The organism is Weissella tructae (assembly GCF_000732905.1).
GTDB lineage: Bacteria > Bacillota > Bacilli > Lactobacillales > Lactobacillaceae > Weissella > Weissella tructae.
Map to the genome: position 1 here is coordinate 1,007,533 of NZ_CP007588.1, position 22,126 is coordinate 1,029,658.

22 protein-coding genes are annotated in these 22,126 nt (G+C 41.8%); all 22 read right to left on the reverse strand.

Annotated features, from left to right (window positions below):
• Nucleotide 1 precedes the first annotated feature (1 nt).
• Nucleotides 2–544 (reverse strand): YceD family protein, encoded by a 543-nt coding sequence (locus WS08_RS04895; protein ID WP_009496096.1) that lies wholly within the window; start codon nucleotides 542–544, stop codon nucleotides 2–4.
• On the reverse strand, nucleotides 541–1,716 hold the full coding sequence (locus tag WS08_RS04900; RefSeq protein WP_009496097.1) for a nucleotidyltransferase: 1,176 nt from the start codon (nucleotides 1,714–1,716) through the stop codon (nucleotides 541–543). The genes WS08_RS04895 and WS08_RS04900 overlap by 4 nt, the downstream gene beginning before the upstream one ends.
• Nucleotides 1,717–1,734: 18 nt before the next feature.
• Nucleotides 1,735–2,481 carry a class I SAM-dependent DNA methyltransferase gene (locus tag WS08_RS04905; protein ID WP_009496098.1) on the reverse strand — a complete coding sequence of 249 codons (747 nt, stop codon included), beginning with the start codon at nucleotides 2,479–2,481 and terminating at the stop codon, nucleotides 1,735–1,737.
• Nucleotide 2,482: 1 nt separating this feature from the next.
• The gene (rsfS, locus tag WS08_RS04910; RefSeq protein WP_009496099.1) at nucleotides 2,483–2,851 is read right to left on the reverse strand and encodes a ribosome silencing factor; all 369 of its coding nucleotides are present in this window, start codon (nucleotides 2,849–2,851) and stop codon (nucleotides 2,483–2,485) included.
• Nucleotides 2,844–3,440: a bis(5'-nucleosyl)-tetraphosphatase (symmetrical) YqeK gene (gene yqeK / locus WS08_RS04915; protein ID WP_009496100.1), complete on the reverse strand. Its 597-nt coding sequence runs from the start codon at nucleotides 3,438–3,440 to the stop codon at nucleotides 2,844–2,846. The genes rsfS and yqeK overlap by 8 nt, the downstream gene beginning before the upstream one ends.
• Entirely contained in the window at nucleotides 3,427–4,050 is a 624-nt protein-coding gene (locus WS08_RS04920) for a nicotinate-nucleotide adenylyltransferase (RefSeq protein WP_009496101.1), read from the reverse strand. The genes yqeK and WS08_RS04920 overlap by 14 nt, the downstream gene beginning before the upstream one ends.
• Nucleotides 4,051–4,070: 20 nt before the next feature.
• Complete coding sequence (locus WS08_RS04925; RefSeq protein ID WP_009496102.1) at nucleotides 4,071–4,388, reverse strand: YhbY family RNA-binding protein; 318 nt, start codon at nucleotides 4,386–4,388, stop codon at nucleotides 4,071–4,073.
• Nucleotides 4,389–4,390: 2 nt separating this feature from the next.
• Nucleotides 4,391–5,533, reverse strand: a complete 1,143-nt coding sequence (yqeH, locus tag WS08_RS04930) for a ribosome biogenesis GTPase YqeH (RefSeq protein ID WP_009496103.1) — start codon at nucleotides 5,531–5,533, stop codon at nucleotides 4,391–4,393.
• Nucleotides 5,526–6,053 (reverse strand): YqeG family HAD IIIA-type phosphatase, encoded by a 528-nt coding sequence (locus WS08_RS04935; protein WP_009496104.1) that lies wholly within the window; start codon nucleotides 6,051–6,053, stop codon nucleotides 5,526–5,528. Before WS08_RS04935 ends, yqeH begins: the two co-directional genes overlap by 8 nt.
• Before the next feature lie 120 nt (nucleotides 6,054–6,173).
• Nucleotides 6,174–7,331, reverse strand: a complete 1,158-nt coding sequence (locus tag WS08_RS04940; RefSeq protein ID WP_009496105.1) for a D-alanine--D-alanine ligase family protein — start codon at nucleotides 7,329–7,331, stop codon at nucleotides 6,174–6,176.
• A 68-nt stretch (nucleotides 7,332–7,399) separates the two neighbouring features.
• The gene (locus tag WS08_RS04945) at nucleotides 7,400–8,383 is read right to left on the reverse strand and encodes a DUF2785 domain-containing protein (RefSeq protein ID WP_009496106.1); all 984 of its coding nucleotides are present in this window, start codon (nucleotides 8,381–8,383) and stop codon (nucleotides 7,400–7,402) included.
• A 119-nt stretch (nucleotides 8,384–8,502) separates the two neighbouring features.
• On the reverse strand, nucleotides 8,503–10,335 hold the full coding sequence (locus WS08_RS04950; RefSeq protein ID WP_009496107.1) for an APC family permease: 1,833 nt from the start codon (nucleotides 10,333–10,335) through the stop codon (nucleotides 8,503–8,505).
• A 175-nt stretch (nucleotides 10,336–10,510) separates the two neighbouring features.
• Complete coding sequence (gene groL / locus WS08_RS04955) at nucleotides 10,511–12,139, reverse strand: chaperonin GroEL (RefSeq protein ID WP_009496108.1); 1,629 nt, start codon at nucleotides 12,137–12,139, stop codon at nucleotides 10,511–10,513.
• A 75-nt stretch (nucleotides 12,140–12,214) separates the two neighbouring features.
• The gene (locus WS08_RS04960; protein ID WP_009496109.1) at nucleotides 12,215–12,490 is read right to left on the reverse strand and encodes a co-chaperone GroES; all 276 of its coding nucleotides are present in this window, start codon (nucleotides 12,488–12,490) and stop codon (nucleotides 12,215–12,217) included.
• A gap of 131 nt (nucleotides 12,491–12,621) precedes the next feature.
• Nucleotides 12,622–14,541: an ABC-F family ATP-binding cassette domain-containing protein gene (locus WS08_RS04965; RefSeq protein ID WP_009496110.1), complete on the reverse strand. Its 1,920-nt coding sequence runs from the start codon at nucleotides 14,539–14,541 to the stop codon at nucleotides 12,622–12,624.
• A gap of 61 nt (nucleotides 14,542–14,602) precedes the next feature.
• Entirely contained in the window at nucleotides 14,603–15,871 is a 1,269-nt protein-coding gene (locus WS08_RS04970; protein ID WP_038566683.1) for a bifunctional folylpolyglutamate synthase/dihydrofolate synthase, read from the reverse strand.
• A 151-nt stretch (nucleotides 15,872–16,022) separates the two neighbouring features.
• Nucleotides 16,023–18,692: a valine--tRNA ligase gene (locus WS08_RS04975; protein ID WP_009496112.1), complete on the reverse strand. Its 2,670-nt coding sequence runs from the start codon at nucleotides 18,690–18,692 to the stop codon at nucleotides 16,023–16,025.
• Nucleotides 18,693–19,017: 325 nt separating this feature from the next.
• Nucleotides 19,018–19,635, reverse strand: coding sequence for a LysE/ArgO family amino acid transporter (locus WS08_RS04980; protein WP_009496113.1), 618 nt, complete (start codon nucleotides 19,633–19,635; stop codon nucleotides 19,018–19,020).
• 141 nt (nucleotides 19,636–19,776) lie between these two features.
• Nucleotides 19,777–20,232 carry a universal stress protein gene (locus tag WS08_RS04985; RefSeq protein ID WP_009496114.1) on the reverse strand — a complete coding sequence of 152 codons (456 nt, stop codon included), beginning with the start codon at nucleotides 20,230–20,232 and terminating at the stop codon, nucleotides 19,777–19,779.
• Between the two features lie 76 nt (nucleotides 20,233–20,308).
• Nucleotides 20,309–20,587, reverse strand: coding sequence for a hypothetical protein (locus WS08_RS04990; RefSeq protein ID WP_009496115.1), 279 nt, complete (start codon nucleotides 20,585–20,587; stop codon nucleotides 20,309–20,311).
• A gap of 15 nt (nucleotides 20,588–20,602) precedes the next feature.
• The gene (locus WS08_RS04995) at nucleotides 20,603–20,800 is read right to left on the reverse strand and encodes a hypothetical protein (RefSeq protein WP_009496116.1); all 198 of its coding nucleotides are present in this window, start codon (nucleotides 20,798–20,800) and stop codon (nucleotides 20,603–20,605) included.
• Nucleotides 20,801–20,822: 22 nt separating this feature from the next.
• On the reverse strand, nucleotides 20,823–22,109 hold the full coding sequence (locus WS08_RS05000; protein ID WP_009496117.1) for a replication-associated recombination protein A: 1,287 nt from the start codon (nucleotides 22,107–22,109) through the stop codon (nucleotides 20,823–20,825).
• Nucleotides 22,110–22,126 lie beyond the last annotated feature (17 nt).

Sequence of the window (22,126 nt, forward strand, 5' to 3'; positions counted from 1 at the left end):
ATTACTTGTCGTCTGTTGCTGCGAACAAGTCTGCTAATCCTGCTAATGGTGTGTTACTTTCAGCATCATCAGCTTGATTTTCGTAGTCTTTTTCAGACAATACTGCCCAGTTATTACCGGCTGGCATTTCTTGTCCTTGTGCTTCTTCTTCAGTTAGCACTTGCAAAGGAATGTTTACAACAATGTACTCAATAACCGCTTCTTGGAAATCAATTTCCTTATCAACAACCATAACTGATTGTTCTTCTTCGTAACGATCCATGTGTGTTGTATCTTGAATGTAAACTTCGTCAATATCAAATGTCAAAGGTACATCAACTAATTCCAATGAACGTGTTGATGGTGTTGTCACCGTTACGTTCACGTTGGCATGTACAATAACATCATCTCGGTCAGCTTGAATGAAACCGTTCAATTCTACAGGGGTCACATCTTTAATAACGTCACCAAAATCTGCCATCAAACGCTCTTTCACATCAAGAGTTTCAGTGAAGTTTTTTACTTCATCTGTGTAATTTTGTAAATCAGAAAAACGCCATTTCATGATTCGGTCTCCTCATAAAAAATTGGTTGCCTACGTACATCTTGTGAAAATGATTGGTAGGCTATTTGTTGTGCACAATACTGATAAAGTTGGCCAGCTCGGAAGTCCAACTGTAGTAAATCTGTTAAATCATCTTTACCAACACGATTTAACGTTGGTAACGTAATCGATTCACGTTGCTGTTTCACATACTGACGCCCTTTACCATTACTACCTAAGAGTCTTAGATAGGGGCGTGCTTGTTTCATTTCTTCTGTTGTAATTTGTAATAAGGTATAAAGCAATGTTCGTTGTAAACGTGCTTGTGTGTAACGTTTACTTTTAAAGGTCGCTTGAAAATCATCCCATGTCACCATTGGATTCGTTTCAATCAAACGCTTTAAACGATATGCCAACCCATCGTTCAATTGGTAAATCAATTCCAATTGTTCCACAGGTGTCGTCAAAACTTTATACTTCAACAAATCAAACCACTTATCTGACCAAGCGTACGTCTCGGGTCCTTCAGATAACCAGTCCGCCGCTTGTGGTGAAACATACGCTGATACATCTTCACTTGCTGATCGCAAGGCAGTTGCACTCGCAATATGCCCGCCTGGTAAGCTTGCATCATGATAACCCGCTTTTACCCGTTGAATAGGCGTCAATACCATCTCATCCGCCCAACCTAGTGCAATGGCCGCATTTGCATACGCAAAGCCTAGTAAGTCATTCGGATTTTCTAAACGAAAACCAATAATCGTTTCCAACACATCATTAAATTGCGTGGCATACGTTTGACGGTAATCTTGCTTAAAATCGGCATGATCAACCAGTTGCTTGTGGGCTACTTTTGCTAAGGCCATGAAATCTAGCTCTGCATGTTCAGCGCCAAAGACAATCTCACGAACACCTAAATCATACAAAATGGTCAATGCCCCTTCAGCAAATATATGCGCTGGTTGTACGGCAAAGGCAAATGGCAATTCATAAACTAAGTCGACACCACCAGCTAACGCAAGTTCTGTCCGACGCCATTTATTGAAAATTGCCGGTTCACCACGTTGGACGTAGTTCCCACTCATAACCGTTACCACAACATCCGCATTCGTCACCTGCCGAGCTTGTTGCGCATGATAAGCATGCCCATTATGGAAGGGATTATATTCAGTTATTAAGCCAACTGCTTTCATAATCACTCCTCCACATGTTTACGCTTTTGTTGCACTAAAGAACCAGCGTGGTGCTTGATCCAAGTCTTCACTACGACCAAAGTCACTTGTAACCTTCACATCTTTAAAGCCAGCTTCTGCAAGTAGCTTTAGATATGTTTCCAGTGGGTACGTACGTTCTGTATGAATCTCTTGGATTTGTTGGTAACCATCAATTTCTTCGTTATATACAAAGAATGTCAGTTCATGTTCCACTGTATGCTCAGCGTCTTCAACCCCAAATGATGACCACATAAAGGCCGTTTCTTCATCATGCCAGTTGTACATATATCCTGGATAAATCACATCAGTTTGTTCTGGTGTGATGACATCAAAGATAAATTGCCCATCGGTATCCAAATGTTGTGCAACTTGTTGGAAAGTTGCCAATGTTTCAGCTTCATTTGCTAGATAGTTAAATGAATCAGCGAAACATGTGATTGTCCCAAATGTACGTTCTAAAGCAGACCATTCACGCATGTCTCCTTGTACAAGTGGCAAATCAACTTCGGCCTTGCCTGCATGTTCAGAGGCAATCGTTAGCATTTCTTCTGACAAATCAAAATTCATGATGTCAGAGAAACCTGCTTGCTTCAACATAATGGCTAATCGACCAGCTCCACCAGCTAATTCTAGCAATGGGGCTTGTGGATCTTTGATTTCTTGCTTGGCATAAGCAAACCAGTCTTCGTAAGCTGTTTCATCAAATAGTTTGTCGTATAGACGGGCAAATGTTTGATAATTCATCTTAGAATTCTTCCTCAACCAACCATTCAGAGATGTTGATTTCTGGTGCTTGTCCCCACAACTTTTCAAGGTTGTAGAAGCCACGAATTTCACTCTTAAAGATGTGAACCAATAGGTCACCGAAGTCTAGCAATAGCCATTGCCCTTCTTGACGTCCTTCTTGACGTGTCAATGGCACACCAGCTTCAGCCATCTTATCGATAACTTCATCAGCAATCGCCAATACTTGACGTTCTGTTGGTGCATCTGCGATTAGGTATGTGTCAGCGATAAAGCTAATTCCACCCAAATCCAAGGCAAGGATGTCAGCTGCGCGCTTTCCATCAACAGCCTTTACGGCAACTTCTAATTGTTGTTTTGCATCAATCATGTTTAGTACTCCAGACATTGTATGTTTGTAAAGTTCCCGGATAAACCGGCAACTTCTGTGTAATTAAATAGTTAAGCGTGTGTTGTGTTTGCCACCCCACACTAGCAGCTAAATCAGTAAACGCTAATGCGCGTACTTCTTCAACTCCCGGAAAAGTACGGCCTGATTCAATATAATCGGCCATATACAGTATTTGGCTAAGTGGTGACATATAGGCACCACCTACAGTATGTTGTTGAATTGCAGTCAAGATACGCGCATCATGAATGTGCAATTCTTGTGCAACCAAATAGGCACCAACAACACCATGCCAAACATTATTCCCCCAAGCCTTTACCTCGGGATCTAAATGATGCTCAGCGATCACATTTAGAAAGTCCGTATCTGGTCTTTCTTTCGCATAATCATGCGTCAGTGCGGCAATCGACGCTAATGTTTCATCGATGTCATACTGCTTTGCCAATTCTAATGCCATTGTTTCTACACGTAACACATGCGCGAAACGTTTAGCTGACATTTGTGGTTCAACCTGCGCAATTAAATCCGCGCGGCTTCCTTCGAAGTATGGCATTAAATCATGAGTTTTCATCTAGATATAATCCTTTCTTGAAGATATACGCCGCAACCATATCCGGTACCATGTAACGAATACTGTTGTGCTTTGCCACACGTTGACGAATCTCAGTTGAACTAATTTCTAACTGAGGCACATCGACCCATTGCACAGGATAAGGTGCTTCTTTAACAACCCCAGGGCGGTTAACCCCAACGAAGTGCACCAAGTTAATCAATTCATCAATGCGGTACCAAGTTGGCAAATATGCCACCTCATCCCCACCAATGATGAAATAAAAATCCGTATCTGGATTTTGTTCACGCAAGGCAATAATACTGTCGTATGTGTAACTCTTTCCACCACGTTGAATTTCTAACATCTCCAAGGCGAAAAGGTGATTATCATGGACAGCTGCCTGTACCATCGCTGCTCTTTCGAGAGGATCAATCGCAACTTTCGTATCAACATGCGGTGGTAAAGCATTGGGCATGAAGCGTACTTCATCCAATTGTAATTGGTGAACAACTTGTTCCCCAATCATCAAATGACCCAAATGTGGTGGATTAAATGTCCCACCTAAAATACCTACGCGCTTCCGCGGTGCTGTTTGCACAGTCGTCTGTGTTTTTACTTGTACTGCCATGGTGCCCCCCTCTGAATCAATTAGATGGCGCGAACCTTTGTTGAGTAGTGACGACGGTCCTTGTCAGCTGATTCTCCAAATAGAACTAAAGTGTGTCCAATTGTTTGTACAACTTGTACGTCGTAAACATTTTCTTCGATGAATGCCTTCAATTCGTCAACAGTCACGTCTGAGTTTGATTGGATGTTAACCTTGAAAAGTTCGCGCTTGTTGATTGCGTCTTCAATTTGTTCCAACCAAGCTTCAGTCAATCCTTGCTTTCCGATACTGAATAGAGGTGTCATGTCGTGTGCTGATGCACGTAGGTAGCGCTTTTGCTTTCCGCGTAGTTCAATCATAATTAAATCATAGCCTTTCGAGTCAAAACAGATACACCCTTAGGGGCCCAACCGGCAACAACTGCATTAGCTGGTACAGTAATCCAACCAAGTCCGTCGATGACGATATCTGTCTTTTGTGTTGTTTTAAATTCATGGCGTTGCAATGGTGGCAAATCTGCCAAATGCTCAGCTGAAGGTGGTGCTAATAATTCACCAGCGTGCTTAGCGTAGAAGTCTTCTGCCTTCTCCAACTTTGTACGGTGAATCATCAAGTTGTTATCAAAGTAAGCTGTAAATCCACCCTTTGCCCCTTGCACGTAATCAAAACGTGCTAGTGCACCCATAAACAATGTTTGTTCAGGGTTCAATTGGTAAGTACGTGGCTTTAGTTCCTTTTGTGGTGTGACATACTTCAAGTCCTTTGGAGACAAGTAATGTGCCATTTGATCTTGGTGAATAATACCAGGTGTGTCGATAATCGCGCTATCGTCATCCAAAGGAATTTCGATACGGTCAAGGGTTGTTCCTGGGAAACGAGATGTTGTAATCACATCGTTTTGATCACCAGTAACGTCCTTGATGATTTGGTTAATCATTGTTGACTTACCAACATTGGTTACCCCAACCACGTATACATCACGACCTTCACGGTACTTTTCAATCAAGTCCATCAAAGCCGGCAAATCATCACCTGTACGGCCAGATGTTAGTGCAATATCAATTGGACGTAGTCCAGCGATGTTTGCTTGTTGACGCATCCAGTCCTTAATCTTGCTACGCCGCAAAGACTTTGGCAAAACGTCAATTTTGTTTCCAACCAACAAGATTGGGTTCTTACCAACAAAACGGTGAATTCCAGGAATCAATGATCCTGAGAAGTCAAAGACGTCCATTACGTACACGACCAATGAATTTGTGCTACCAATTTGGTCCAACAAACGACGGAAATCGTCATCTGTCAAACTAACTGGTTGAATTTCATTGTAGTGACGCAAACGGAAACAACGTTGGCACAAGATTTCTTCGTTTTCGAAACCTTTGCGCAAAGCTGACATTGGTGTGTAACCCAATTCTTCTGATTCAGTTGTTTGAATTAATGCCCCACAGCCGATACAACGTAGTTCGTCTGCTAGGTATTCTTGTAGTTCTGCATCACTAATCAAGTTCTTGCCTCCATATAAGCTCTGGATGTGCTGCAAGCATACGCTTCTTCACACCCTTTTCAAAAAATCGGTTAATTTTTGTATTCCATTGGTCAGTTTCCAAAATAGGCTTAACCAAAATACTACGCATACCAGCATTGTTAGATGACCAAACATCTGTTAGTAATTGGTCACCGACCATTACAACTTCATCTGCTGATAAGTTCAAATCTGTCATGGCTTCCTTTAACCCACGTGTAAGTGGCTTAAATGCACGAGAGACAAATGGTAATGATAGGGGCTCAGCCACACGTGCAACACGTGGTGCCTTGTTATTTGACACAATCACAACGGGAATTTCCGCTTCAGCCATTTCTGCTAACCAACGGTGTAGTTCGGGCGTTCCATCAGGATTATTCCACGCAATTAATGTGTTATCTAAGTCTGTTAATACCGCCTTAATCCCTTGCGTACGCAATTGTTCAGGAGTTAAGTGATAAATCGCATCCAACATCCAAGTGGGTGTAAATTTCTCAGTCATATTATTTCCTAACTTAACTTTAGTCTTATTCACTATTATACGCTAAAACACGCCCAACTGAAACCCGCAGAGAAAACAGAAAAGACGTTGCTCATTAGGGCAACGTCTTCTTCGTGTTAATTAATCAGTGGCACGTTCAGCGTTAATGTTCTTAGTTCCGACCTTTTCTTCACCAAGAGCAACGAAGTCGTATGACAACTCAGCGTTACGTTCGAATTCAGCCAATCCGTAAGCAATGATTTCATCAATCAATGCTGAGTAGCTGATTCCTGAAACTTCCCACATTTGTGGATACAAAGAAATGTTTGTAAATCCAGGCAATGTGTTTGGTTCTCCCAAGTATGGCACACCATCTTGATCAACCATGAAGTCCATACGTGTCAAACCAACAAGACCAAGCGCCTTGTAAGTTGCAAGGGCCATTTCAGTAATTTCAGCTTCCAAGTCAGCATCCAAAGTTGCTGGCAATTCAAATGTCATTCCTGAAGCGTCCACGAACTTGTTGTTGTAGTCGTACCAAACGTCTTCACCAGCATCAGGTAGGATAATTCCTCCGATACGTGATGCACGTGGGTTTTCATTACCCAAGATTGAGATAAACACTTCACGTGGTGACTTCAATCCGGCTTCAACAAGTACCTTGTAGTCGTATTGTAGGGCATCGGCCAATCCTGCAGCGTATTCTTCTGCATTCTTAACACGGTGAATACCAACAGATGAACCTTGCTTAGCAGCCTTCACAAACAATGTGCTTGTTCCTAGCTTTTCAACAAGTTCTTCGTATGTGTAGTCATCCTTAGTTTGGTCTGTAAGCAACACGTACTTTGTGTTACGAATACCAGCTTGGTTCAACACACGCTTTGTCAAATCCTTGTCAAAGGCCATGGCTGACGCCGCAGTTCCTGGACCAATGAATGGCTTTTGCAATAGACGGAACAATGATTGCAATGTTCCATCTTCACCCAAGTTACCGTGGACAACTGGGTAGAATAGATCGATTTGATCCATTGCGCCCAAGTTGGCAATTGGTGCCAATGGGTTTGTCATATCCATCTTTTCCATTGCAGCTGCAACGATTGGATCTTCATCTTCACCTTCAAAGACACGCAAAGAGTCTTCTGGGTTCATAATGATTCCTGCCTTTGAAATCAAAAAGACAGTCACATTGTACTTGTCCTTATCCATTGCTTGATAAATATTCCAAGCTGAACGCTTTGATACGTCGTGTTCTGATGAGTTCCCACCAAAGAACAATGCAATATTCAACTTTTCTGTCATGTTCGCACACTCCCTCTATAGCTGTGTAATTTGTGTTACTGGAAACTAAAGTATACCATAATTTCACATTAAGCGAGTATGTTCTTCGCTTGATTTAGGTATTCTCGGATTTCTTCAGGCAATTTTTCACGAACTAATAGGCCTTGTAAAAAATGTTTTTGATTACTTAAACGTGTCCAACTCACTTCGTCTTGCGCTGCTCGCTGTAATACCAGGCTCTTACGCCACTGCTTCAATAAATTCAACGCATAGTCGACGTAAATTTGGTCTAAATTCAGTAAATTAATCCAATACGTCACGAGACGCCAATCTTCACCAGTGACCATTGCATATGGTTGACGTTTTAGCGCCTCGACCATTAGGGTCAATAAGAAAATTTTATCCGCTCGCTGGACTTGCTCATTTAAAGCTGTCGCATCTAAAAATTGACCAACTTGCAGATATGTTTGGGCCAATCCTTTATCCGCAATCATGCCACGATTATCACGCTCTAATGCCATATACAAAGCAAAACGTTCGATAATTTGCGTCTGTAGTAAGACTGGCAAATGCTTTTGATATTGGCGTGGTCCCCAAAAGAAAATAACTGCCAATAAATTGACCGCTGCAGCACGGGTAAATACTGCATCATTTGGTGCTTCATCAATGTGGGCAAATAAATAATCATCGCGACTAATTAAAAATGCCACACGTTTCACTTGGTCCCAACCGAGTACGCCACCTTGAATTAATTCGGTTAAAAGTGTCAACGCACCCGCATCGCGAATAAAAAAATCTTTCGCATGCAAGCCTTTTACCAATAATTCCAATTCATCGTCTGTGACGTCCTTTTTTTCTTCTGTGCGCAATGCAATCATCAATTCAGTCAATTCATGTTCGTCGTCCGGGCGCATCCCCACAATACGACTTGTTTGTGTGCGATCAATTGTGTGGTCAATTTCGTCTAGCCAACGTCCCAAGACATCCCCTAATGAATTGTACAATTCACCTGTTAAGACACGTTGACGTAATCGACTAACTTCTTGCCGTAATTCACTATAGTCTGTTGCCATTATGCCCTCCTCATATGTTTTCATTACATCTATTGTACACAAGGTCGAGACACGACAAAAGCCCCACACAGATAGTATGAGGCTTTTTATGGCATCAAAATGCCGTTATCTCTTTTAGATTAGTGTTTCAAGTGGTAGTAGTAAATTGATACGGCCACATCGCGACTCGCTAATGCATTATGCAGACGCATACTATTTTGATTGTGCAACGCATTTTGCCAACCATGACGGGGCACAAAACTTGGAATCAAAATGGTCACTGAGTGATTTCGCTCTTTGGCATTCTTAGAAATTTCGTCCACAAAACGAACTGCTGGTTCAGTGATTGAACGGTATGAAGAATGGATATCAACATAGCGAACATCTGGAAATTCCTTTTTAAATTTCACACCTAAATCGCGTTCTTTTTGTGGATTAGAATCAAAGGAGACGTGCATCGCAATGACTTGGTCCCCAATTGATTTCGCATAATCCACGGCACCCACTGTCACCTTAGTCAAATTAGACACCAAAATAACAACTGTGCTTCCTGAATAACGATGACGTTCAACACGTTCCTTAGCCATGACACGTAATTCATCCGCCACATTCACATAGTGGAGATGAATACGCCAAAAGATTCCCATCAATACTGGCATCACAACTAGGTAAGGCCAGATAACATCAAAGCGTAATAAGAACAATGAAATGACTAAGATTCCAGAAATTAACGCCCCAATAAAATTGACAGTCATCTTCAAGCGCCAATGTCCTTCACGCTCACGTAACCAATGACGTAACATCCCTGATTGAGACAAAGTAAAGGGAACGAAAACCCCAATGGCATATAAGGGAATTAATTGTTCCGTTGATCCTTGGAAAATCAAAACTAGCGCTATCGCACCTAAAGCAAGGGATACGATTCCATTTGAATAGCTCAGACGGTCACCCTTATCTAGGTAAATATGTGGCATGTACTTGTCTTTCGCCAAATTGTAGGCCAATTGTGGAAAGGCAGAGAAACCTGTATTTGCGGCTACTGCTAAAATCAAGGCAGTCGCTAATTGGAATAGATAGAATAAGACACCATGGCCGAAGGTAACCATTCCAATTTGAGATAAGACTGTTACTTCTTCACGCGGTACAATTCCATACCAATATGATAAGAAGGTAATACCCGCGAAAAAGAATGCTAAGATTAGCGCCATAATTGATAATGTGGCAGCCGCATTCTTGGCTTTAGGTTCTTTAAAATTAGGCACCGCATTAGAAATGGCTTCCACTCCGGTCAAGGAAGAAGAACCACTTGAGAATGCACGCATAAACAAAACAATCGACGCACTTCCAAAGCTTGTTCCTACTGCGGCTGTCGCATTATAAGTTACTTGACCGGTCACAATGTTATACAACCCCATCCCAATCATTAACACGACCATCGCGATAAAGAAGAAAACTGGAATCGTTAGGAAACCAGCCGATTCACGAACACCACGCAGGTTCAATGCCATCAATAGCAAAATCAAGCCAATGGCAATTAACACAGAGTATGGACGCAGTCCTGGTAGCGCTGATGTAATGGCTTCGGTTCCTGATGCAACCGATACGGCCACCGTCAACGTGTAGTCAACAAGTAATGATCCTCCGGCCACTAACCCTGCTTTTTGGCCCCAATTTTTGGCCGTAACACGATACGCACCACCACCACCTGGATAAGCATGAATGATTTGTCGGTACGATAGTGTAATCGCCGCCAACAACAACAACACTAATCCGGCAATTGGTAATTGCCACCACAGTGCAACTGTTCCTGCCATCAACAAGGCAGTAATGATTTGCTCGGTTCCATATGCCACAGATGACAGTGCATCAGATGACAACAAAGCCAAAGCTTTTCCGCGACTTAATTTTTGCGATCCTTCATCGAGCGTCTTCAATGGTTTCCCAATGACAAGACGCTTAAGATAACGCCACATGGTTCTCTCCTATAATCTTCCTAAAAAATATGTGTTGCTTACTTACTAACGGTCATTTTAGAACCATTACTTCGGAAAGTCCATTGTTTTAAACATTGTTTTTTCGCTTTCTTGCAAAATAAAAGACAAAAAGGCTAGCTCAATCACTTGAACTAGCCTTTTTCGTCTATTTTTATTACATCATTCCGCCCATACCAGCCATGGCTGCTTGCGCAGCTGCATCACCGTTATCAGCCTTTGGTTGTTCAGCAACAACTGCTTCAGTCGTCAACAACAACGCTGCGACAGAAGCCGCATTTTGTAGCGCAGAACGCGTTACCTTAGTTGGGTCCACGATACCAGCTTGAATCATATCAACCCAAGTATCATCCCCAGCATTGTAACCAATTCCTGGTGTTTGTTCCTTCAACTTGTTCACAATAACTGATCCTTCCAAACCAGCATTTTCAGCAATTTGACGAACAGGTTCTTCCAAGGCACGCTTAACAATGTTAATACCCGTTTGGATGTCACCAGTCTCTGACAAGGCGTCTACGGCTGTAATGGCGTTCACCAATGCAGTTCCCCCACCGGGCACGAAACCTTCTTCAACGGCCGCACGTGTCGCATTCAAAGCATCTTCAATACGGTACTTACGTTCCTTCAATTCTGTTTCTGTAGCTGCCCCAACGTTAATCACGGCAACACCACCTGCTAGCTTAGCCAAACGTTCTTGCAACTTTTCACGATCAAAGTCAGATGTTGTTTGGCTGATTTGCTTCTTCAACATGTCAACACGTTCAGCGATCGCATCCTTTGCCCCAGCACCTTCAACAATTGTTGTTGCATCCTTGGTAACATTTACCTTAGCTGCTTGTCCCAATTGTGCCAAAGTTGCATCCTTCAAACCTAGACCAAGGTCATCTGTAATAACAGTTCCCCCAGTTAGGATGGCAATATCTGCCAACAAGTCCTTACGACGGTCACCAAAGCCAGGTGCCTTCGCCGCAACAACGTTGAATGTTCCACGCATCTTGTTCAAAACCAATGTTGGCAAGGCTTCCCCAGCAATATCATCCGCAATGATGAATAGGGCACGTCCTTGTTCAACAACACTTTGCAATAATGGCAAGATATCTTGAATGTTGTTGATTTTCTTATCAGTAATCAAGATGTATGGATTTTCAAGTGCTGCTTCCATCTTATCTTCGTCAGTAACCATGTATTGTGACAAGTAACCACGATCAAATTGCATACCTTCCACAACATCCAATGTTGTTTCGATACCCTTTGATTCTTCAATCGTAATGACACCGTCGTTACCAACCTTGTCCATTGCTTCAGCAATCAAATCACCAACTTCAGCATTAGCAGCTGAAATAGACGCAACTTGCGCCACTTCTTCCTTAGACGAAACGGTCTTAGACATTTCGTGCAATGCCTTTACAGCTGTAGCGGTTGCTGTTTCAATTCCACGACGAACGCCAACTGGATTAGCACCAGCTGTTACGTTCTTCATCCCTTCGTTCACAATGGCTTGGGCCAAAACAGTCGCAGTTGTTGTTCCATCTCCTGCAATGTCGTTTGTCTTTGATGCAACTTCGGCAACTAACTTAGCACCCATGTCTTCAAAGTGGTCTTCTAATTCAATGGCCTTCGCAATTGTAACACCATCATTTGTAATGGTTGGTGCACCATATGCTTGTTCTAAGACCACATTACGTCCCTTAGGACCAATTGTTGTCTTAACTGTGTTCGCTAACTTGTCCACACCGATTTGCATCTTTGAACGTGCATCTTCAGCAAATTTAATATCTTTAGCCATGTCTTTTCCCCTTTTATATTCTGTTTTTTATCTTTTTAAATGATTTATATTTAAGTCGCTTAATTGCTGTTTGGCTTAAAGCACACCAATGATGTCCTTAGCATGCAAGACCAATAGATCTTCGCCATCAACAACAATTTGTGTCCCAGCGTATTGATCAAACAATACTTCATCACCAACCACAATTCCTTGTGGTGCAGTCAAATCACCCATTGTGTGCTCAGATACTGCCACAACAGTTCCCACGATTGACTTTTCTTGTGCATTTGAGGCTAACAAGATACCACCCACTGATTGTTCAGTTTCTTGCGCCAAACGCAAAACAACACGATCTCCTAAAGGCTTTAACATAATGATGTCCTCCACAATTTTTTATTAGCACTCTCGTTATCTAAGTGCCAATTCAACATAACTATCATATCATATTTAGCGCAAATAAAAAAGCATCCCACTCGATTAGGATGCTTTTTTATCGGAACTGCTTAAAACTCTTCCAAGGTCATTGAAAGCTCAGTCCAACGCTCTTCTAATTCTTCATTTTCTGTGTTTAAACGGGCACTTTCTTCAGACAATTGCGTCAATTGATACACATCTTGCGCCAATTCAGGGGCATTCATTTCTGTATCGATTTCAGCTAAGCGTGTCTCAATTGCGGTCATTTGCTTTTCAACGTCTGCTAATTCACGTTCCAGCTTGCGTTGTGCTTTCTGACGTTCTTTACGTTCTTGATTACTCAAGACTGCTTCAGATGGTTCATCTACTGCCACTGCTTCTTCGGCTTGCTTATTGGCAACTCGCTTTTCTAGATAGTAGTCATAGTCCCCATCAAAGAAAGTTGTGCCATCGGCTGTCAATTCAATAATTTCAGACGCAACTGAATTAATAAAGTAACGGTCGTGCGAAACAAAGAAAATAGTTCCATTGTATTCGTTCAAAGCTGTTTCCAACACTTCACGAGAATCAATATCCAAGTGATTCGTTGGTTCGTCCAGAATCAAACAATTTGCTTTTTCTAACGACAATTTTGTCAGCAATAAACGCGCACGTTCACCACCTGATAGTGATGACACTTTTTTATCAACGGCTTCACCACTGAACATAAATGATCCTAGAATCGTACGGACGTCCTTTTCAGGCATCAATGGATGGGCATCCCAAATTGTGTTAATCACTGTCTTGTTTTCATCAAGGACTTGTTGTTCTTGATCATAGTAACCAACCGTGACACTTGAGCCAATACGCATTGTGCCACCCAACAAAGGCAAACGATCTAGCAAGGTCTTAATCAATGTTGATTTTCCAACTCCATTTGGCCCAACTAAGGCGACCGCATGTTGCTTATCAACTTCAAGGTTCACATTCTTAGCCAATATTTCCGTTGGCCCATAACCAATTTTTCCGTCAGCCATACGAATCACTTCATTACCTGAGTCTTCTTCGGCCGCAAACGTAATACGCGCAACACCCGATTCATTTTGTGGTGCTTCAATCTTTTCCATGCGCTCCAATTGCTTACGACGTGATTGCGCACGCTTCGTCGTTGAAGCACGGACAATATTCTTTTGCACAAAGTCTTCTAACTTAGCAATCTCTTCTTGTTGCTTATCGTAAGCTTTTTGTTCACCAAGAATCTTTTGGGCTTTCAATTCCATAAAGCGACTGTAGTTTCCAATGTAGTGATCCAATTGACCAGAATGCATGTCATAAATTTCGTTAACGACACGATCTAAGAAATAACGATCATGGGAAACCACCAACAAAGCCCCATTATAATTTTGCAAGTATTGTTCTAACCAAGCTAATGTTTCCATATCCAAATGGTTAGTTGGTTCGTCTAAAATCAACAAATCAGGCGTTTCTAACAATTGCTTTGCAATTGCCAAACGTGTACGTTGTCCTCCAGACAATGAATCAATTTTACGGTCATAAAACGACTCATCAAAACCAAATCCATGTAAGACACTACGAATCGTGGCTTCATAACCATAACCATTTTTCTCTTTAAAATCATATTGCATTTGGTCATAATCTGTTAACAAACGTTGATAGGCTTCACCTTCATAATCTGTCACATTAGCCATAGCCGTTTCAACTTCACGCATTTTAGTTTCTAATGCAATCACGTCGGCAAAGACTTCACGCATTTCATTGTACACAGACAATGTTGAATCTAGACCTGAATTTTGTGCCAAATAAGCCACACGTAGTCCTTTTTTACGAGATATTTCACCTTCATCCGGTGTCGTTTCACCCGTAATCATTTTCAATAGCGTTGACTTTCCAGCCCCGTTACGACCAACTAGACCGACACGCCCTTTATCTTGAATTTGCATCGAAAGGTGTTCAAAGAATGTCACACCGTTAAAGCGACGCGTTACATCACTTGCTTGTAAAATAATCATTTTTTCATCCTATATTTTTATATCTTATATGTTTCCAATTCATTAACTAACTGGTCACGCCTTATTTGAACTGTTGTCGTACTTCCGAAACGAAATACAAAGAGCCCGTTATCACCGTCATATCCGTTTGCGCTTGTAAGCTCTTCAATGCTGTTTGCCAGTCATCCCCCCATGTTAATCGTGGATGCGTAAATGGTAAGCCAGCAATCGCTTGTCGGCTTCCTGGCGCTGTAAACGGCACAACAACAATTTTCAGATTGGTTTCCGCTAATAAATGGCGTAGCATTTGTTCGAAATGTTTATCAGCTAATGCGCTAAAAACAATCCCAACGGTTTTATCACCGTATGAGCTACGCAGTGTTTGAACCAAGGCATCAATCCCAGCGACATTATGGGCCCCATCTACAATCACCAAAGGATGGTCTGCCACAGTTTCAAATCTAGCGGGCCAAATGACATGCCGTAAGCCTTCTTGAATCGCCGCATCTGCAATCGTAACCCCTAACATCGGCGCTACTGTTTGTACGGTTTTAATCGCCACAGCCGCATTACCAATTTGATACTGACCATTCAGGTTTAACTGCACCGGTAGCTTATGCTGATCTATCACATACGTTAATTGATGATCTACTGTCCTCATGCCAAATGATTGACCGTAAACATATAGATCACTATCACGCTTCTGAGCAATATCTTGCACAACCGTTAACGCCTCTTGTGGTAAATCCCCCACAATCACTGGCTTACCCGGCGCAATAATATCGGCTTTTTGCTGGGTAATTTCAGTAAGCGTATCCCCTAACACATGCATATGATCATATGACACCGAAGTGATCACAGCTGCTAGTTTATCGGCGATAATCTGGGTACTATCCCACATCCCACCAATCCCAACTTCTAAAATCACCACATCTACAGGCATCTGTTCAAAGTACATAAACATCAAGACCGTTACAATTTCAAACTCAGTTAATTCAAAACCAGGATGTGCAACATCTTGCGCACGCACTAATGGTTCTAATCTTTGCACCAAGGTTAATAATTGTGCATCTGAAATTGGCCCGTTATTATCTTGAATTGTTTCATTGAATCGTTCGATAAACGGCGAGCTGAACAAACCAACTTGTAGGTTAGCAGCACGCAAGATGCTAGCCATCATTTGACTTGTTGAGCCTTTACCATTTGTTCCGGTGACATGAATATATTTTTGTTTGTGTTCAGGATGATTCAGGGTCGCCAAAATAAACCCCAACCGATCGAAAGTTGGTGTTTTGGTCCATTTATGACGCCCATGTATAAAGGCTAAAGCTTGTTCATATGTCTCAATCATTAGCTCACTCATCCCATTTTGATACTTCAATCGTATCATGAATGTTAAGAAACCTAAATGACCAATGTCAAAGCTTTATAACGGTATACAAAAACACCCACTATCAAATGATAATGGGTGTTTCCAACTTTTTAGCAGTTGATGTTATTGATTAACCACGCGCTGCTTCAAGTTCTGTCAAACGTGCTTGTGTCGCTGCCAACTTAGTTTCCCAGTCAGCTAACTTTTCACGTTCAGCCGCAACAACGGCTTCTGGTGCTGAACCAACAAACTTGTCGTTGTTCAACTTACCAGTACTACGCTTTACTTCACCAGCAAACTTCTTTGCTTCACCTTCAAGACGTGAAATTTCTTCAGCAATGTCAATCAATTCAGCCAAAGGCACGTAGATTTGCGCCCCTGAGATAACTTGTGACATAGCCAATGCAGGCGCTTCAATTTGCGCACCAATTTCTAATGTCTTAGGCTTTACAAAACGGTTGATGTAATCAGCGTTTTCTTGGAAGATACGTTGCAAACTTTCATCTTCTGTTTGAATCAAAATATCAATTTCAGTAGACATTGGTGCATTTGCTTCTGTACGGATTGTACGTACAGCCGTAATCAAATCAACCAAGCTTTGGAAATCAGCTTCTGCCTTTTCATCAGCCAATTCAGCATGGAATTCTGGGTATGCTGCCGCTGTCAATGATTCTTCAGTTGGCACTGGCATATCCAAGTAAATTGCTTCTGTTACGAATGGCATGATTGGGTGTAGCAAACGCAATGTTTGGTCTAATACGTAAGCCAAGACTTGTTGCACAGTCTTCTTAGCGGCTGCATCATCCCCATTCAATGTTTGCTTCGTCATTTCAATGTACCAGTCAGCAAAGTCATTCCAGATGAAGTTGTACAAAGTACGTCCAGCTTCACCGAATTCAAACTTCTCAAAGTTCTTTGTCACGTTTTCAACTGTTTGGTTCAAACGTGACAAAATCCAACGATCAGCCAAAGACAATGCTGTACGGTCTTCTGGCAACTTTGCTTCTGTATCAGCATCCAAGTTCATAATAACGTAACGAGACGCATTCCAAATCTTGTTAATGAAGTTCCATGACGCATCCATCTTTGTGTATGAGAAACGAACATCAAGTCCTGGTGTAGACCCAGTTGCCAAGAACCAACGTAATGCATCGGCTCCATACTTTTCGATAACGTCCATTGGGTCAATTCCGTTACCCAATGACTTAGACATCTTACGTCCGTCTTCATCACGAATCAAACCGTGAATCAAAACATTGTTAAATGGACGACGACCTGTGAATTCCTTTGATTGGAACATCATACGTGATACCCAGAAGAAGATAATGTCGTATCCTGTTACCAATGTGTTAGTTGGGAAGTAACGGTTAAAGTCATCTGCTTCTTCATTTGGCCAACCCATTGTTGAAAATGGCCACAATGCTGATGAGAACCAAGTGTCCAAAACGTCATTGTCTTGTTCCCAGTTTTCGATGTCTTCTGGCGCATCCATACCAACATACATTTCCCCAGTTGTCTTGTGGTACCAAGCTGGGATTTGGTGTCCCCACCATAGTTGACGTGAAATAACCCAGTCATGAATATCTTCCATCCAACGTGTGAATGTGTCTTCAAAACGAGCTGGGTAGAAGTCAACACGGTCTTCACCTTGTTGCATAGCCAAAGCCTGTTCAGCCAAAGGCTTCATCTTCACGAACCATTGTGTTGATAGACGTGATTCAACCGGTACACCTGTACGTTCTGAATGTCCCACTGAGTGCGTAATTGGTTCGATTTCAAGCATGAAATCACCAGCTTGCAAATCAGCTGAAATAGCTTCACGTGCTTCAAAACGGTCCATACCTTCGTACTTACCAGCACGTTCATTCATTGATGCATCATCATTCATTGTGTTGATACGTTCAAGATCATGACGGTTACCAACAGCAAAGTCATTAGGGTCGTGGGCTGGTGTAATCTTCACCATTCCTGAACCAAATTCTGGATCAACGTATTCATCCGCAATAATTGGAATTTGACGTCCAACCAACGGTACTGTTACCAATTGACCAACCAAATTCTTGTAACGTTCGTCACTTGGGTGAACAGCAATCGCAACGTCTCCAAACATTGTTTCAGGACGTGTTGTCGCGATTTCAATGTAGTTCTTACCATCGTAAGCAACCCCTTCTTCAACGAATGGGTACTTCACATGGTAGAATGCGCCTTCATCATCTTCGTGGATAACTTCAATATCTGACAAAGCAGTACGGGCCTTTGGATCCCAGTTAATGATGTATTCACCACGGTAAATCAAATCCTTTTCGTACAATGTCACAAAGACCTTACGAACAGCATCTGACAAACCTTCATCCAACGTGAAACGTTCACGTTCGTAATCCAAAGAAAGCCCTAGCTTTCCCCATTGTTCGTGGATTGTTTCAGCGTATTCGTTCTTCCAATCCCAAACTTGTTCTACGAACTTTTCACGACCAAGGTCGTAACGTGAAATCCCTTCACCAGCTAGTCGTTGTTCAACCTTAGCTTGTGTTGCGATTCCGGCGTGGTCCATTCCTGGCAACCACAATGTGTCAAATCCTTGCATACGCTTTTGACGGATCAACATGTCTTGCAATGTTGTGTCCCAGGCGTGTCCTAAGTGCAACTTTCCAGTCACATTAGGTGGTGGGATAACGATTGAATAAGGACGAGCCTTATCGTTACTACTTGGGGCAAAGCGGTTATCAGCCAACCACTTTTCATAGCGACCCGCTTCAACGGACGTCGCGTCATATTTACCAGGCATTTCAATTTCACGCATTGGTATTCTCCTTTATGGGTTATCAATTATCAACAATATTTAAAACAAATAAAAAGCCCCAATCATGTATAAAAATATACATAATCAGGGCGATTGAATTCGCGGTACCACCTGAAATTAGGAAATCCTATCTCATTAGAACTTAACGCGTTCTCACGTCATCAACTACAAAAACTCAGTTCATCGATGAAGCCCACTAGGTACTACCATGCTATCTTAATGATGTGCTTTCACTATCCACATTCGCTGAAACATTAATTTGATAACATCGCCTCTAGTGCATTGCTATCCTTTAATTTTAAGGCTTTCACCCTAAAAAATCAAGTTAGCCCCAAATCATTTGTGCGGCTCCTACCAACAAGTAGATTCCGTAAGCCATCACGATTAATCCAGACACCATGTTCACAATGACAAAGGCCTTCTTTGTTAGCTTGTTCTTAAACAAATTAACCACCAATGTAATCACAATAAACCATGTTGCTGTCGCAATTAGCACACCAATAATAAATGGCCAAACATCTTCTGCTGGTAACTTTGCACGCGTTGCACCAAGCATCAAACTACCATCAACCAATGCTTGTGGGTTTGCCCAAGTCACGATAAAGGCCGTAATCAATGCTGACTTTGGTGATAGTGAGGTCCCTTGCACACCCATTTCAACATTGTTTGCTGAACGTAAAATTGTCCACCCAATGTAAAGTACTAACAAACCACCAACGATCATCACAATTAACTTCAACAATTCGTTTGAATTAATTAACGCACCCATTCCAAAATATGCCGCTAATGAGAAGGTTGCATCCGCAAACCACACAAATCCTACATACAAAAAGGCGCGACGCAATGTATTGTTCATTGCGTTATTAAAAACATACAAATTTTGCATACCGATTGGTGCAATAAACGCAAATCCAATCGCCATACCACTTAATAGTGCCAACATGATTAACTCCCCCTGTCCTTTTACTTTTAGTTAACAATGTTACTAATTCTACACTAATTTGATAGCTATTAGTATGATTATGTTAAATTTCGTTACGCACAAAAAAACAGCTACTGATAAATATCAGTAACTGTTTCTAAATTAAGCTTCTTCGGCACGAACAATCAATGTGTCAACCTTAGCAGTACGTACAACGTAATCTGCAACAGAACCAATCAACAAACGTTCGATTGTGTTCAAACCAGTTGCTCCCAACATAATCAAATCGATATCGTATTGCTTTGGTGCTTCTTCAGCAATAATTGCCTTTGGTGAACCATATTCGATTGTGTATTCGACATTTTCCACACCAGCTTCACGTGCTTCAACTAGGTAGCGGTCCAAAGTTTCCTTTGCTGTCTCCGCTACTTGGTCAATCATCGTTGTTTGGAAATCTGTCACACTTTGGAATGAACGAGTGTCGATAACGTGCAAAATGTGCAAGTGAGCATCTGAACCATTACGTAGTGCAACTTGTACTGACTTCTTGAATGCCGCTTCTGATTCCTTAGAACCATCAACCGGTACCAAAATGTTGTTGTATGTTAGTGCTGTCATAATAACTTCCCCCTACATCCTCTTGATATACATATTATACCACACAACGAATGTAAGCGTTTCAAATTATTTGAAATTATTTTGCAAATAATTTTTGTACTAACACCCAACCAAAAATTGGCATCAAGATTGAGCCCAGAATCAACCCAACCACTGGCCATCCAGATTCAGGACCAAAGTCCAACAACCACCACGCTGTCAGTAACCCAACTCCCGCAAATAGTGGTACGAAGATATTACTAAGACGTGTTGATGTTTCCACATCCAATGTTAGGATGCTTGTCTTTTGCAGCCATAGGTAAATTGAAATCCCTAACATCAATGCAATAAATACATAATATAAAACACTAATCATGTGACCTTAGTCTCCTTATTTCACCATTTGTACAATCAAATCAATCACGTTCACAATTGCCATCAATGAGGCAAAACATCCAAAAATAACATAGACAAATGCCCCAATTTTACGGTTACGGTGATTACGTGTATATCCTAGATAGAAACTTGTCACAGCTAGACCGACAAACAACAAGATTAACAATCCAATGACCAATAGCGAACGTTCCATATTTAAATCCTACTCTCTTTTGTTATGACTTCAATTGTTCTTTTTGCGCCTTTTTCAAGCTTTGATAACGTTGCGCATACGTTTGTTCCACTTGAGAATTCCCAGCTGGATTAAAGTATTCACGTGCCATCAAATTGGTTGGCAAATATTGTTGGGCAACCCAATCATTTGGATAGGCATGTGGATATAGATACCCAACACCATGTCCCAAATCAGCCGCACCTTTATAATGACTGTCTTTCAAATGATCTGGTACATCATACGTCTTACCAGATTGAACATCTGCTAATGCCATATCAATTGCTTCAATAGCAGACGCTGACTTAGGCGCTAAGGCTAATTCAATCGCCGCATTTGCAAGCGGAATCCTTGCTTCAGGGAAACCAACTTGTTCTGCTGTTTGAATTGCCATAATCGCCCGTTGCGCCACAACCGGCGCCGCTAACCCAACATCTTCATATGCAATGACACGCATACGACGTGCGATACTTTGCAAATCACCACCAGTTACTAACCGCGCTAAGTAATGTAATGCCGCGTCGGCGTCACTACCGCGAATAGACTTTTGTAAGGCCGAAATGACATCATAATGACCATCGCCGTCCTTATCCACTGACAACGCTTTACGACGGACTGTTTCTTCCACAACCTGTAAATCAATCTGCACGATACCATCTTGATCTGGCTGTGTAGACTTAACGGCTAATTCTAAGCCATTTAAAGCCGCCCGCAAATCACCATTCGTTGTTTCAACTAAATGCAATTTCGCTTTATCTGTAATGGATACGTTGAAATTCCCTAAGCCACGATCCTTATCAGTTAATGCACGGTCCAAAGCTTGGATCATATCATCAACAGATAATGATTCGACCTCAAAAATTTGCGTTCGAGAACGAATCGCAGGATTAATTGACAGGTATGGGTTTTCCGTCGTGGCACCAATCAAGATAATCTCACCACTCTCTAAATGTGGCAACAAAAAATCTTGTTTGGTTTTATCTAAACGATGAATTTCATCTAATAATAAGACAACGCCACCACTCATACGAGCTTCTTCCGCGACAATCTGTAAATCCTTTTTACTATCTGTCGCAGCATTCAACATGCGAAAGGCATATTGGGTTGATCCCGCAATCGCACTGGCGATACTTGTTTTCCCAGTCCCTGGTGGTCCATACAAAATCATCGATGATAGCATTTTTGCATCTACCATGCGACGCACCACTTTCCCCGGTCCGACGAGATCTTCTTGTCCGACAATTTCATCAATAGTCCGAGGACGCATACGATAAGCTAATGGTTTTTGCATAAGCGTTCCCCTTTCTT